9 protein-coding genes are annotated in these 14910 nt (G+C 48.9%); 4 read left to right on the plus strand and 5 right to left on the minus strand.

Features of this window, described 5'->3' with window-relative positions; genetic code table 11:
• The first annotated feature begins 3 nt into the window (after nt 1–3).
• From ACFQ45_RS17015 to ACFQ45_RS17030, 4 genes are read left to right on the plus strand one after another with little or no spacing between them, the layout of a single operon-like run.
• Nucleotides 4–3444 carry a DEAD/DEAH box helicase gene (locus ACFQ45_RS17015; protein WP_377369854.1) on the plus strand — a complete coding sequence of 1147 codons (3441 nt, stop codon included), beginning with the start codon at nt 4–6 and terminating at the stop codon, nt 3442–3444.
• Nucleotides 3428–4930: a hypothetical protein gene (locus ACFQ45_RS17020; protein ID WP_377369856.1), complete on the plus strand. Its 1503-nt coding sequence runs from the start codon at nt 3428–3430 to the stop codon at nt 4928–4930. Before ACFQ45_RS17015 ends, ACFQ45_RS17020 begins: the two co-directional genes overlap by 17 nt.
• Nucleotides 4923–7514, plus strand: coding sequence for an AAA family ATPase (locus ACFQ45_RS17025; RefSeq protein WP_377369858.1), 2592 nt, complete (start codon nt 4923–4925; stop codon nt 7512–7514). The genes ACFQ45_RS17020 and ACFQ45_RS17025 overlap by 8 nt, the downstream gene beginning before the upstream one ends.
• Nucleotides 7514–9355 (plus strand): hypothetical protein, encoded by a 1842-nt coding sequence (locus tag ACFQ45_RS17030; protein ID WP_377369860.1) that lies wholly within the window; start codon nt 7514–7516, stop codon nt 9353–9355. Before ACFQ45_RS17025 ends, ACFQ45_RS17030 begins: the two co-directional genes overlap by 1 nt.
• Before the next feature lie 655 nt (nt 9356–10010).
• Here ACFQ45_RS17030 and ACFQ45_RS17035 read toward each other — a convergent pair.
• The 5 genes from ACFQ45_RS17035 to ACFQ45_RS17055 are packed head-to-tail and all read right to left on the minus strand — an operon-like array spanning nt 10011 to nt 14909.
• Nucleotides 10011–11456, minus strand: coding sequence for an aldehyde dehydrogenase (locus ACFQ45_RS17035; RefSeq protein ID WP_377369862.1), 1446 nt, complete (start codon nt 11454–11456; stop codon nt 10011–10013).
• Between the two features lie 58 nt (nt 11457–11514).
• On the minus strand, nt 11515–12558 hold the full coding sequence (locus tag ACFQ45_RS17040; protein WP_377369864.1) for a branched-chain amino acid ABC transporter permease: 1044 nt from the start codon (nt 12556–12558) through the stop codon (nt 11515–11517).
• Nucleotides 12555–13460 (minus strand): branched-chain amino acid ABC transporter permease, encoded by a 906-nt coding sequence (locus ACFQ45_RS17045; protein WP_377369866.1) that lies wholly within the window; start codon nt 13458–13460, stop codon nt 12555–12557. The genes ACFQ45_RS17040 and ACFQ45_RS17045 overlap by 4 nt, the downstream gene beginning before the upstream one ends.
• Complete coding sequence (locus tag ACFQ45_RS17050) at nt 13457–14176, minus strand: ABC transporter ATP-binding protein (protein WP_377369868.1); 720 nt, start codon at nt 14174–14176, stop codon at nt 13457–13459. Before ACFQ45_RS17050 ends, ACFQ45_RS17045 begins: the two co-directional genes overlap by 4 nt.
• Entirely contained in the window at nt 14169–14909 is a 741-nt protein-coding gene (locus tag ACFQ45_RS17055; protein ID WP_377369870.1) for an ABC transporter ATP-binding protein, read from the minus strand. Before ACFQ45_RS17055 ends, ACFQ45_RS17050 begins: the two co-directional genes overlap by 8 nt.
• Between the last annotated feature and the right edge of the window lies 1 nt (nt 14910).

Here is a 14910-nt window from a genome sequence, read left to right on the forward strand (position 1 = left end):
TTTATGCAATTACATGAATTCCCTTATTTTGCCAGTGATCTGATTAATCTGCGCTCAAGCGAAGACCTTTCCGGGCTTCGGGAAAACCAGCCTGTCAGCCTGATGCCCTACAACGATGGCTGGATGCTCCAACAGGAGATGGAACATATTCAGGTATCCTGCTCCGCTCAGGACTGGCCATTTTTAACCAGCCTGACACTGCGCGATCAGACTCGCTGGATGCTGGCCCAAGTAGAAAAAAACACATTGCAGTTGCAGTATCTGGCACCCGTCGAGGTCACTGCACTGGATCTGCAATTGGGTGTCGACGGCCTGATCTCCGATGATTTGTTCACCAAACAGGAAATCAAAGAAAACGACATTGAATTGGCGGGTCAGTGGCTGCAAGAGCACTTTGTGGTAACAAGCCAGTCTCCCGAGGCGACTGAAGAACACTGGCTGGCCATAGCCCGCTTCAGCAACTCTGGTTCAGGAAAGGGTTTCCAACTGCTGGGCAAAGGCTGGCGTGCTGACGTAGAAGCCGAAAAAGACGGGCGTCATTTGATCCGTCGTATTACCCGACATCCTCGTCGCGATAATGGCTTTTCTCTGCTCTCGGGCAGTTTCTCTTTTCAGGATGCTAGCGCTACAGCTGCATTGAATAGCGCAACCCACAAAGCAACTCTGGACGCAGCCCTGCGAGACAACGGCAGCTATCTGGAGCTCTGGAATCTGTACAACGACAAGGAGTGGGCCATTGCCCTGAAACAGGCAGAGACCCTGAAAGCGTTACGCTTTACCCATGCAGAAGCCTTTGAAGATGGTCGTACCAACCGCTGGCGGATCTGGCCCAAGTCCAGTGATGCATTCAAAGAGTTCCAGGAACGCTGGCGATCACTCGACATTGGAAAATCCGAGCAAGTGGATTTATCACATCAAGCCCCCGATTGGGCTGAAGAGCTGAGAACCGAAAATAAAGCCGAACCGCAGCAAGAAAATGCTCGTGGTGAAATACGGTTTGAAGAGGATCATCTGGTATTTACACCGGCATTAGACCGCAAAAAAGATATTCCCCGCTTTGACCTGCCACAAAAGTTAGCCGATAAAAACGACAAGCCCAAAGACGGCTGGCTTTATCTCTCCCTAGCGGGTCAGTGCACCATTGCCAAGCGTCGTATGATTGCGCGCCAGGCGATCGATTCTGGCAAACGCATGCCGCAACTCAAATCGTTACTGGAAGGTGTATCGATCCCTTCGGATCGTCGCCGCAAAATCCAAGGGCTGACGTCCTACGCCAAAGAAACGTTCAAGGGTGGCAAGCCTACCGACAAGCAACTGCTTGCCCTGGAAACCGCTCTGAACACACCGGATGTCGCGATCATTATTGGCCCACCTGGCACAGGGAAAACCCAGGTAATCGCCGCGCTTCAACGCCGACTGGCAGAAGAGTTTGAGGAACAAAACCTCAGCGGTCAGGTGCTGGTCAGCAGCTTTCAACACGATGCTGTCGATAACGCCTTGGATCGAAGCCAGGTCTTTAACCTGCCCGCAACACGAGTTGGTGGTAAAAAAGGCAGTGCCGAAGAAGAAAGCGGTTTTGGTCGCTGGGTCGATGCTCAGGCTCAATACCTGAATGAGCAAATTGACCAGCAATACCAACAACAGCCGTTGCTAAAGCAACTGGATGAACTCAACGCCAATCTGGCGCTGTTGCGGGTAAGCCAGTATTCACCTGCTCAATATGTCAGGCAACTGAGCCTGCTACTTAAGCAGCTACAGCAACTGGAGCAGCATCGAGTCAGATTGCCATCCCGGCTGATCAGTGAATTTGAAGACTATGTTGCAGAGCAAAAAAGAAAAGCCCCAAAAACCAGCAATATCGAACATAACCAAAACACGCTGCGGTTTATCCGAGGGTTGCGAATTACGCCCACCAGCTTTGCTGATGATGGATCGTTGCGTGCCGATGACCTGTTGCGAGAACTGAAGCGTCAGCTCTACCGCTTCCAGCACGAAGACCAAGCGGTACTGGAGCAAGCTGCTCAAACTCAACAGGCAGACGACGGCTTACTGAAATTACTCGAAGATTTGCAAAACCGATTACTAGATCAGCATCTGCCCGACTACCGCCCACCGGAGCTGAAACAGTCTCTGGATGACGCTGGGCTAAAGCTGATCGACCAGATCGAAAGCGCTCTTGATCAACAGATGCAGCAACACAAACAAGGCGTTGCCTGGGCGTTACAGGAACTGGCGAACAGTATCGAAACAGATCGCCAGGCCGCGCTGACGACAACAGAAGAATACGCCATGGTCGTCGGCGCAACCTGCCAGCAGGCCGCAGGCAACAAGATGGCAAGCTTGAAGTCCGTGGCTGGGCTGGACAGCTCAGAAATCGACTTTGATACCGTCGTTATCGACGAAGCCGCTCGCGCCAATCCTCTGGACCTGTTCATCCCTATGTCTATGGCGAAGCGCCGAATCATTCTGGTCGGGGATGATCGCCAGCTTCCACATATGCTGGAACCTGATATCGAGGGCCAGCTTCAGGAAGAGCACCAGCTGACAGAACAGCAACTCGAGGCTTATCGCACCAGCATGTTCGAGCGTATGCGTTCCTTACTGAGCAAACTGCAGCAACAGGATGAAACCAAGCGTGTGGTGATGCTCGATACGCAGTTCCGTATGCATCCGATACTGGGGGATTTTGTCAGCCAGCAGTTCTACGAATCCATTGGTATGGACAAGGTGAAATCCGGTCGCCCGGAAAGTTACTTTGCCTTTAAGCCCGAGTTTCTGAAAGCCCTTGGCAATCGCAAATCCAGCTACGAGAACAAGGTTTGCCAATGGATTGATGTACCAGCATCAGAGGGTAAATCGACCAAACGAGGCACCAGCCGGATTCGCGAGGCAGAAGCCGAGCGAATTGCTGAAGAAGTGAAGGTGTTATTTGAAGCCGCAGGAAACAATCTCTCAATTGGTGTGATTACCTTCTATGCTCCCCAGCGCGAGCTGATCATGGAAAAGCTCGCTCGTACCCGTATCAACGACATACCTTTGATGAAAAAAGTGAATGGCCAATATGAGCCTTCAGCGGAGTTTGCAACGACATCCAAAGGCGAGGAAGGACTGCGCGTTGGTTCCGTCGATGCCTTCCAGGGCAAAGAATTCGACGTTGTACTGCTCTCCTGTGTACGCACCTGGCACAAACCCAAACCAGCAAAACATCCCAATAATAACGAATCAGAGAAGTCGGCAGAGGAAAGCCACGAAACCCAACTCAACCGTATGTTTGGCTTCCTGCGCTTGCCTAACCGTATGAACGTGGCCATGAGCCGTCAACGTCAGATGCTGATCTGTGTGGGCGACGCTCAATTAGCCACCAATCCGGATGCCGAAGAAGGTGTTCCTGCTCTGCAGGCCTTCTATCAACTGTGTGGAGGTGATCATGGCAGCCTTCGTTGATTCCTCAACCTACCTGAAATATGGGCGTCGTCCGCCCGGCAAGCACGATAAAGTGCAAGCCGTGTTATGGCCAGTTATGGTTCACCGAGTGCTGTACCCAGAGGTAAAACAGCCCACGATGAACCTGTTTCAGAAAGCCGTGCTGCGCCTGATTCGGGCCAAAAACCACGACGCCGAAGACATTGCACAGCTGACTGGCCTACACACCAACTTGATCAAGCTGATTCAGGCTCAGCTAGTAAGTCGTGGCTGGATTAATGATCAAGCAACCGAACTTACTGATAACGGCATCAAAGCCATCACTGAGGAAGACAATCAAAGTGAGCAGCTGGCCAGCGGTTATTTGTTTCAGGATGCCGTTACCGGCAAACTATGGCCACGGATTGATAACAAACTCAAGGTGATGGAAGCCAGTAATCCCCAATCCAAATACCCCGAATTTGTTCAGGATCGTAAGACCGGATATACCCTGAAACCCTTTAAGCCAGCTCCCCCAAAATCAGACTGCTCACAGCCAGATACCAAAGGCGCACTGAATGCCTGGCAGGATTACCGGGCTGATTACCGGGCAGCCAAACAGCTACATTCCGGTAGCGGTATTCCAAAGCAGATCAAATTATCAGGTATCCGTTTTCAAACTGAACAACCGGAGTCTGCCTGGATTCTGGTTTGGGTGACCCCCAGCCATGATTCAAATCTTTGGAGCATCAAAGACCCATTCGATATTCGCGACGAAGCCTGGTGGCTGAAGGATACCCTTCCCCAATTGCTGGAAAACAATAACCACCTGCTTAAACAGCTCGCGAAGCTGATTGGGCAAGCCGAGCCAGATACACAAACAGTCGCCGAATGGCTACAGAGCTTGAAGGAGCAATCTCAGTTGCATGTTCTAGTGAACTATCCATGGGCACAAAAAGAACCAGACATTGCTGCGGCCATTGCGGTGCTGCTCACCCGTAAAGAAACACTCGAGCAAGGCCAGGATCACAAAAATGACCTGGAAACGGCGGTTACCGAGAGCCAGAAACTGCTGGAGGTTTTGATGCAATGGTTGATCAAAACCTTTCCTGCCAACACAGGCTCATTACCTAAGCAGAGTAAAAACAATCACGAGCTGAATAAAAAGCTCCTGACCGCATTGGCCTTGCCTGCTTTTACCGATCAGGTAATCGAGCCTTTGTCACGACAAAGCCTGAAGGTGGCCATCAGTACCTTACGAACACCATCCAGCTCTTTAAAAGGCCTGGTATTCGCCGCTGCCTTAGGTTCACTCGGCCACGACAATCACCCGTTTAAACAGCTCACCAACCAACGGCTACAACTTCGCAAACTGCTCGATCTGGCGGATTTACGCAATCAGACCAGCCATGGTAATAGCCGTTATACCGGCAAACAGTACACAGAAATAACACTGGAAATTGCGCAGCAACATATCGACTACGCGCTGCAATTTACCGAACACTTCAAGGAATGGATTAATGGCTAAGAAACAAAATCGTCCAACCCCTCCGCCACAGGGAAGTACAGCAGCAGCCCTGAAGCCAACGCCTGCTATGAACCTCGAAAAACAGGTGCCCATGTGGACGGCATCTTTTGAGAGCGCCAGCAAGATCTATCAAAGCACCAATAACTCACTGAACATTAATGTTGATCAGCAATATCTGAAAGCGCTGATCAACGCCATTCCCGCCGATAAGGCAAATGAGTTCGGAAAATGGATTCAAAGGTTTGCGGACGTCTGCAAGGAGATTGGCAGGTACCAGCAAAACCTGGAGCAGGAATACAGTGCTCGCTGGGATACCTGCAATCAAAAATGGCAAGAAGCCGAAAGCAAAGAACGCGAGCAAGCAAAGCTCTCTCAGGAACTTGCTGATGCCCAAGCTGAGTTTTCAGAACAACAAGAAGAACTTCAACAACAACAAACCCTACAAGCCAAACTACAAGGTGAATTGACCAAACGCGAGCGAGAAATCAGTGCACGCGAATTAAATGCTGAAGCCGATTTTGAACAGCAAAACCGTAAGGCGTTGGAAAAGCTGAAGCAGCAGCATCAAGATGAAAAAGCGACTTTTAAGACGGCTCTTGCAGAGCTGCAAAAACAGAAATACGAATTGGAACTGGCGATTCAGAAGGCCCAAATAGAACTGACGGCGGCAGAACAAGAACGTAAACGAGCCTTGGATGAACGTGACTTACAGCTGGAGCAAAGTAGCGTTCAACTTGCAACTGAACAGGCCAAATTTGCCAAAGAAAAAGCCTTGCTTGAAAACGCCAGGCAAGCGCTGAAACAGGATAAACAGACCTACAAACTGGATCTGGACCTTGGCAACGAATTTACCCAACAACGTATCGAAAACGACCGACAGCAAATTGAGTTCACACTGTCTGTTGAACGTCAAAAAATCGATGCCGAATGGGAGGATCTTCGTCAAGCCAAAGAAAACCTTGATGCATTGGTAGACGAAGCTATGGAGCGTGAGCGCGAGTCACACTCAATTGCGCTGGACAAGCTAAACGCCAAGTTAGATGACAACTGGGGAAAAATCGACGACCTTAAAGACCAGCTATCCAGCTTTAGAGATCTGGAAAACGCGCTTGGCTCCCAAACAGCAGAAGAGTTTTTGCAGCAGCTGGACAACCTGAAAGATCAAAATCGCCAGTTAGAACGTCAGCTGAATGAATCCGACACTGCCGAACTGCAAGAAACCAACGAGTTCCTGCGTAGTCGTGTGTCTGATCTGGAAACAGAACTTTCCCAGCTGCGCCCCCAGCTCTTACAAGCGCAAACAGAAGCGGCTCATAAACGAATTGCAGCAACCGAGCTTTACAGTAAAGAGCAGGAAAACCGACTTCTGACCCAGCATAAAAATACCTTGCAGGTTCATATCGATGACCTTGAAAGCCGTATCAGCCAGCTGACCGATGCTCACAAGACCCAGACACCATTCCCAGCAATGTCTGGTATGGATACTGGCAAGGATTTCCAGGCCACTATGGAATTGGAAGATATCCCGGATCTGTCCACCTTTGCCGAAGAGCTCCAACACCGCATTGCCCTGGCCGAGCGTGTAAAACTCTACTATCCAATCGAGGATATCCGCACACTGCTCGGTGGCCTGGCCATGAGTCAGTTACACGTATTCCAGGGCATCAGTGGCACAGGTAAAACCAGCCTAGCCAAGGCTTTCGCCAAAGCTATGGGCGGTTTCTGTACCGATATTGCTGTTCAGGCTGGTTGGCGCGATCGTGATGATCTGCTGGGTCATTACAACGCCTTTGAGCGCAAGTTTTACGAAAAGGACTGCCTGCAAGCCCTGTATCAGGCGCAGACTCCACGCTGGAGTGATACCTGCAACGTGATTCTGCTCGATGAGATGAACCTTTCACGTCCGGAACAGTATTTCTCTGAGTTTTTATCAGCACTGGAGAAAAACGACCGCAAGGAACGATTAATCAGTCTGGCCGAAACCGCGCTGCCCAATGCGCCTAAAGGATTGAAAGAAGGCCGCCAGATTTTGGTGCCAAGTAACGTCTGGTTTATCGGCACCGCCAACCACGACGAAACCACCAACGAGCTAGCCGACAAGACCTACGACCGCGCCCATGTGATGACGCTGCCGAAGCAGGACAATCGATTCAAAATCACCAAGTACGATTCAGCAAGCTTTTCATTCACATCCTTACAGAGAGCTTTTCAACAAGCTAGCCAACAGCACACGCCGCAAGTGCAAGAGCTTCTCAAGCAATTGGCAGATCACGACATCACCACTCAACTTGCTGAGACCTTTGACCTTGGCTGGGGCAACCGTTTTGAGCGTCAGGCCAAGCGCTTTATTCCAGTCATGCTGGCCTGTGGAGCCACAGAAGGTGAAGCACTCGACCACCTGCTGTCTACCCGAGTGATGCGTAATGGCAAGGTGACTGGCCGCTACGATGTTACCGCCGAGGATGTGGGTAAGCTCAGCGATGCATTGCAGGATTTCTGGAGCAAAACCGACCTTAAGGGCGATCCAGACAAGTCCCTGCAACTGCTGGAAACAGACCGTCAACGCAAGGAGCGCGGTGGCTAATGTGGTTTGATCGATTCACCAATACCAAATGCTTCGATCTGCCAATGCAGATCGATTCCGGGCGTTATGTCTGGGAAGGAAAGCATGCCGAGTGTCTGAACGGGCACTCCGATATTTATCCAGGGGAGATACTGGTCAGCGATGGCTCAGAGCGCTGCAGCCTGAATCAGACAAACCATCAGTTTTTGATGCCAGACAAAAACCGACAGCAGGACATCAGCCTGTTTGAAAACGCTATTGCCACCATTGGCAGACAACTGGAGCATGATAGCAAACTAATGTCCCCCATGCTGCCTTCTGCAGTCGTTGATGCTGATTCTCACCTGTTGCCATTGGAAAAAAAACTGCAGATTATTCTTGAAAAAGGCCACCTGCATCAGATATCTCATCGGCCTCGTTTGGATATTCGCTATGAAGAAGAAATCACCGATGTAGCCCGCGCCAAACGACTGGCCAAAGGTGCGCTGGTACACCTAGCATCCCACTCAGAGTGCTGGCAACGCCAAACCCTGAGTGGCGTCGTTCCCAAAAAAGTAAAAGCCCGTTTTAGTGAAGATGACTTCCACATCTACGAGAACCGGGTGTATGCACGCCTGCTAGATAAGCTTGATACTCATTTAACCCAGCGTATCCGCACTGTTGAGCAACTGAACGACACACTGGACAAGGCACTCAGGTTTTACGACAACCGTGATATTCACCATCGTTTGTCCTACAAAGTATGTGATCTTTGGGGACAAACTTTTGATGAAGAAGCCACACTGGAAACACTGACGTTACTGGAAGAAACCCTTACCACGTTGCGGGCCATGCATCACAGCATTTGTAACCTCAAACAAAGCGGTCTGTATCTATTGATCAACCGTAACACGCAAATCGGTGGTGCACTACACCGTACCAACATCCTTAATCACGATGCTCACTATCGGTATTTATCAATACTTTGGGAAATGCTAAGTAAAAACCAACAGAGATTAAAGAGTTCACCTGCAGAACAATTTGTCCGTAACCAAGAGTTATCAGAATACTATTGTCGTTATGTTGGGCTCCATTTTCAGCATGCATTGAAACCCTATAGTGCTGAGGTTGAGTGTAAATATGAATCACAAGAGAAGGTGTTTGTTTGGGCTGGACGAGAGTTTAAGTTAACCAGAGAAGGTTTTGACTGGACATTAGTAGAAAATAGAGAGCAGGTTGATGTGCTGCGGATCAAAACATGGCTAGGTTTTCATGACCATAATTATGAAAAATCAAACTCGCTGATTGCCTTCTCATCAATAGACCAAGAGCTAAAGCCTTCTATTGATCGTGACAATGCAATACCTCTATCACCAATGGATTTGTACGGTGTAGAGAGGTTGGGGTGGTTTGTTGATCGCACCATGACCCAATTTTTAGTTGCAAACTACGGTGAGCCGATACAGAAACTCCCCCAGGAATTATTAGACTTTTTAAGTGCATCAAATAGTAAACATAAAAAGTCATTGAAGTTAACTGGAGATATTCCGCCAAGTTTATGTGTTCTTGAGGATGTTTCTAATGATTTTTCCTCAGCGTTGATAAAACTATTAAGAGAAAATAACGCTCATGAACAAGCTGATTCTTTAATATTACGAATAGAAGAGATTAAAGTACTGCAACAATGCCCAGTGTGTGATTCAAGAAATATACCACTAAAAAGCCAAGCTAATAGTACATTTAGTTTACATTGTGATAGCTGTAGAACTAATCGTTACTTGATAAAAAACCGCCTGGGTGAGAGAGATCTTCTACTTAAGGTAAATAATGAAGTCTCTGACTCATTCTCTTCATTGGGGAGGTGGTTTAGCGGTAGCAACTAGTTCTCCCAAAATAATTTACTCTACTTTATTAACAACGAGTTAGTTTTTTCAAAAATTTGTTATTCAAAGCTAGTTATAAAAATTCAATGTTGTATCACCTGCGCTCGTTGTTGAGCGAAGCTCATAAACTGGTGTAAACTCTGATAATTGGTATGCCTAGATTTGTGACCAATTTTTTTAAAAAAATTGGTCACAATCAGCAATGAGCAGTCTTTTCTATTTCGGTTTTAACCAATAAGTTATTTTATAAGTTGTTGATTTGTAATCTGATTTACTTGAAATTCCCCAAAGTGTTGGTTGAGATAAGTTAAAGTTCTTTTGATTTTTCGCCCTTACAAGGCGAATGTCGGGAGTTCGAACCTCTCCACACCCACCACTTTCTGGTCATTCTTCTCTTTTACTTTGAAAATCTAATTTTAAATAGATTCCTTATTGCCCTATTGTTCTTCTCGTTATTGGTAATTCTTCTTCGCTTTAGTGACCTTTTCTAAATAGTATCGAGATTCAGATCTTTGGTGGTCGTAGCGCAGCTTACGGTACACATCCGTGAAGGCATTTGTCATGAATATAGTGATATTTCTGAATATGGATGCAGGGGACTCAGTGAACGACTCATTTGTCCCAACGGGCAAATGGGCCGTTCACTAGTCAGTATTTAAAAAGGATAGTGCTGATTGGGGTCTTCAATGGTGATCCAGCGGATATCCGTAAATTCACTGATGCCCGCTTTACCGCCGAATCGACCATAACCAGAATCACCAACACCTCCGAAAGGCATGTGGGGTTCATCGGCAAGGGTCGAGCCATTAATATGGCAGATGCCGCTGTTTATCGCATTGGCGCATTTGATGGCTCGGTTGATGTCTTGTGAGAAGACCGCAGAGGATAAACCATACTCGCTGTCATTGGCGACACGAATGGCTTCTTCTTCATTGTCGACTCGAATAATGGACTTCACTGGGCCAAAGCTTTCCTCCCTATAGATTCGCATGGAGCTGTCGACACCATCTAATAACGTCGGGGCAAAGCAGGTGCCACGATTTTCGCCGCCACAGAGAAGCGTCGCTCCTTTGCTGGTAGCGTCCTGAATGAGCTCATGCATTTTTTCGGCGACGTCTGGGTTAACTAAAGACCCCAGCACGACCTGATCACGCGGGTCCCCCCAAGGTAATTTAGACGCTTTGCTTGCCATACGCTCAACGAATTCATCTGCAATCGAGCGTTCAACAATGACTCGTTCTGTGGACATACAGATTTGTCCCTGATTCATAAAGGCGCCAAAGACCGCGGCATTGACCGCCCCCTCTAGGTCCGCATCGGACAACACCACTAAGGGGGCTTTGCCACCCAGTTCCAGTAACGCTGGCTTCAGGTTTTCACCTGCTAAACGACCAATAATACGACCGACTGGACTGGAGCCAGTGAAGTTGACGTGTCGCACCTGAGGCGCTTCGATTAAGGCTTTGACGATCTCTGGGGCATCACTTGGATCATTTGAAATAAGATTCACAGTACCCGATGGGAAGCCGGCTTCTAAGAAACAATCAATGATAAGACGGTGCGTTAATGGGCAAAACTCAGAGCTTTTAAGAATGACGGTGTTGCCGCAGGCTAAGGGTGTTGCAATGGCGCGGGAGCCTAAAATGATTGGCGCATTCCAAGGTGCCATCGCCAGACAAACCCCTTTGGGAGTATTCACTGACATAGCCAGTGTGCCAGGTTTGTTGGAAGGGAGTACCTCGCCCCCCACGTGCGTGGTGAGCGCTGCCGCCTCCCGAATATGGCCTGCTGCAAGCATCACATTAAATTGCGCCCAGGGTTTGGTTGCACCTGTTTCCGTGATCATGGCTTGGATAAAGTCTGCTTGCTTGGTCTCCATAATGTCCGCAGCACGATTCAATAACGTGCGGCGCTCAGCAGGTAAACTTTTAGCCCAATGGCCAAAGGCAGATTGAGCGGCTTCGGTGACGGCTTTAATATCGTCTAGGGTTGCTGCGGCACAGGTAGAAGCAGTTTTACCTGTTACCGGGTCAGTGCGCTCATAGACGTTATGATTACTAGCGGAGCAATCCTGCCCCCCAATGCTTAATAGTACGGTCATGATTTTATGTCCTTTTTATTTTACAAGTTTAACGGTGACTGAGGCTTCAAGCCCTTCGTTACGATGAGGGTTTTTCCGAGTGGCGGCATAGGGTTTCCTTAGGTGAGGGCTTTGCTATTTGTGAGGTTGGAGAGGTCACTTGATAGCCAACGGGGATCAGCTGGATGCCGAGGCGTTGCTCGATGAAACCCCACAAGCCTTTTGGTAAAAATAGCGAGCACAACATAGCCACAGCTCCTAACCCAACCAGATACCAGACCCCTGTGGCTGCAAACCAAGTCTCTACGACGAAGAACAATAAGGCGCCTAAAATTGCCCCTTCAAAACGTCCAATGCCGCCCACCAACACCATAAAGATCATGTAGGCTGTCCACTGCACAGAGAAATAGGCTTTAGGTTGAAAAGTGGACGCTTGGGCCAGCCACAAGGCGCCCGCTAAAGCGGTGCCAAAGGCTGCAAATAGGAAGAACCAGCGTTTTACCTTTTCGGGATCGACGCCAATGGAATCCGCTGCTTCTTCGTTATCGCGGATGGCTTGCATGGCAATCCCTGCTCGGGAACGCAATAGGCAGAATAGCCCTAACAGCAGCCCCAGCATGCCAATTAATGCGGACCAGTAAATAAGCGTACGACGGGTTTCAATTGGGTATTGATTCAACGCGATCAGGGATATCCCGGTTTCCCCTTGAATCAGCGGATCAAGGTTCACTAATAAGTGACCAATGGACGCAAGTACCCACATGCCGATGGCAAACTCACCAGCTCGCAAGCGCAACATGAAGCGGGAGATAGGCCAACTTAACAGTCCTACAATAAGAGCGCTTAACACTAAGGCCACGAAGGGAGTAACGCCAAGGTCTGAAAGTCTAATGGTGGCATAGGCACCTAAGCCAAAAAACAGCTGTTGCCCAATGGAGATGAGTCCGCCAAAGCCAGCCAAGGTGTTCCACATGGCCGCGAGGGTAATATAAATAAAGAGCACAGTAAGGCGCTCAATGGCGTTATTAGAGACCCATAAGGGTAGGACTGTCATGAGTAGAGTGATGACCACGACACTCAAGATGACACCCCTAGAATACACATTTGAACGAGTCACCTTCATAGGACACCTCCTTTAGCAAAGCACTTACTGAGCCAGTGTTTAAACAGCAATGCATGATTGCCAAGATAAATACGTGCAAAGAGAAAGACGAGAAACACGAAATGGCCGCCTAATAAGAACCCTTGAGGGTGAATAAGCGCTCCAAGACTTTGCGCCATGGCAAGAATGATTCCGCCAATGAACACCCCCCATAGGGAGCTTGCGCCGCCAATGATGGTTGCTTCAAAGGCAAACAGTAATTGCGGCCCGCCAGCATAGGCGTCAAATGTCCCTCGTAACCCCAGCGCCGTACCGGATATGGCAACAGTCATCATGGCAATGGCAGCGGAGATGCCTGCTACTTTTCTGGCATCAATGCCCACCAAGCCCGCGGTATCTGGATCAAAAGCCGTGGCTCGGATTTGACGCCCCAGTGGCGTAAAGCGCAGAACAAGATCCAATCCGCCAATGACAACCACCGCCGTGAGCAAAACTATGATCGGTAGCTTGCCAATCCATAGTCCCATGATTTCATAGGATTCCCAGCTTAAATCACCCAAGTACGGGGAGAGGGAGCGGGTATTGGCACCAAATTGTTGGAACAACAAGTTATCGATCACAATGGCTAGGCCAAAGGTGGTCAGTACCGGGAGCAATTCGCCACCTTTTGCGGCGCGTTCAAGAATGATGCGCTGCAAAATCAGCCCGATGATAGCCATGATGGGCAGCACCATAAGTACTGAAATAAACGGCGATAAGCCTAATAGATCAGTGATCTCCCATACGATGTAGGCACTTAGTATCGCCAAGGAACCATGGGCCAAGTTAATAATGCGCATCACTTGAAACATAAAGGCTAATCCACAGGCGACCAGTGCATAGTAGCCCCCAAGCAGTATGGCTTGAATTAAGCTATTGATCATATGGCCTCCTGAGTCTGTGATGGATCGAGACCAAAATAGGCTTGAGTGATTTCATCACGGTTTGTTTCTGCGCAGGGTTTATCAAGCACTATGCGACCTTCGAGCATGCATACGGCGCGGTTTGAAAAAGCAATGGCGCGAGCTAGATCTTGCTCCACAAGCACAATGGTGGTTCCAGTCTGGCGAAGCTTTTCGATGGAGTCATAGACCTGATCGACCACTAATGGTGAAAGACCCAGGCTGACTTCATCTAAAATCAACAGCTCAGGGTTGGACATGAGGGCTCTGCCAATTGCTGTGGCTTGCTGCTCCCCACCAGAGAGATTGCCGGCTTTTGCGGTACGACGTTTGACCAAATTTGGGAAGGTCTCAAAGATGCGCTCAAGGGTCCATTCCCCGTCACGATTGGTGGTTTTTCCCAATAACAAGTTCTCTTCCACCGTCATGTCACTGAATAGGCGACGCCCTTCTGGAACCAGTGCTAAACCACGTTGAACCCGGTGACTGGCAGAACTTAAGGTGATATTTTCATCTTTAAAGGTGATGCGTCCCTGATGACAGGGAAGTGCCCCCGCGATGGCCCTAAGAAAGGTAGATTTTCCCGCACCATTCGCTCCAATGAGAGACACTGTTTCCCCTTTTATAATCGATAAAGACACACCCTGAACCGCTCTAAATTGACCATATCGAACATCCAAATCAGAGATATTAAGCATGCTGAGAACCTCCCATGTAGGCGCGCATCACCTCTTCGTTGGCCATAACGTGGCTGGGCAGGCCTTGGGCGAGTATCCGGCCGTTGTCCATACAGATGAGTGTTTTTGCCACCCGAAGCAGTATATGGACGATGTGCTCAATCCATACGATGCCAATCCCTCGGGCGCGCAGTGTGAGAATCGTGTCGACCAGTTGGAGCGCTTCGCCATCGGTTAAGCCGCCACCAATTTCATCCAAAAATAACAGGTTTGGTTGGGTGGCGAGCGCTCTGGCTAACTCCAAGCGTTTACGATCTAACAAGCCAATGCTGTCTGCTTCACGATTTGCAATGTGCATCATGCCGCACAGTTCCAGTGACTCTAAGGCGATGTCATAAGCTTCGCTACGGTTTGGGGTCGCAGAATGGATCGCGGCGACAAAGACGTTCTCAAACACACTAATACCCGAAAATGGTTTAGGGATTTGATGGGTCCTGACCAGCCCTTGTTTTGCTCTATGGCGGGCGGGCAGTTGGGTGATGTCTTGATCGTTAAGGTGGATTCGTCCTTTTGATGGTGGTTGAGCACCTGATAGCACACTCAAGAGTGTTGATTTTCCTGCACCATTGGGTCCAACGATGCCAATGGCATCGCTGGTATCCATGGTGAAATCAATCCCATTGAGCACTTGAACGTGCCCAAAGGACTTATGAATCCCCGTTGCTTTTAATTGTGAATAGGGCGTTTTTTGCACA

Origin of the sequence: Rhodanobacter aciditrophus (genome assembly GCF_042679525.1) — a bacterium.
Taxonomy (GTDB): Bacteria; Pseudomonadota; Gammaproteobacteria; order Pseudomonadales; family Marinomonadaceae; genus Marinomonas; species Marinomonas aciditrophus.

Excerpts from the sequence above, each read along its gene's own strand:
- ACFQ45_RS17015 (WP_377369854.1), top strand. The coding sequence starts at position 4 with ATGCAATTACATGAATTCCCTTATTTTGCCAGTGATCTGATTAATCTG.
- ACFQ45_RS17020 (WP_377369856.1), top strand. The coding sequence starts at position 3,428 with ATGGCAGCCTTCGTTGATTCCTCAACCTACCTGAAATATGGGCGTCGT.
- ACFQ45_RS17025 (WP_377369858.1), top strand. The coding sequence starts at position 4,923 with ATGGCTAAGAAACAAAATCGTCCAACCCCTCCGCCACAGGGAAGTACA.
- ACFQ45_RS17030 (WP_377369860.1), top strand. The coding sequence starts at position 7,514 with ATGTGGTTTGATCGATTCACCAATACCAAATGCTTCGATCTGCCAATG.
- ACFQ45_RS17035 (WP_377369862.1), bottom strand. The coding sequence starts at position 11,456 with ATGACCGTACTATTAAGCATTGGGGGGCAGGATTGCTCCGCTAGTAAT.
- ACFQ45_RS17040 (WP_377369864.1), bottom strand. The coding sequence starts at position 12,558 with ATGAAGGTGACTCGTTCAAATGTGTATTCTAGGGGTGTCATCTTGAGT.
- ACFQ45_RS17045 (WP_377369866.1), bottom strand. The coding sequence starts at position 13,460 with ATGATCAATAGCTTAATTCAAGCCATACTGCTTGGGGGCTACTATGCA.
- ACFQ45_RS17050 (WP_377369868.1), bottom strand. The coding sequence starts at position 14,176 with ATGCTTAATATCTCTGATTTGGATGTTCGATATGGTCAATTTAGAGCG.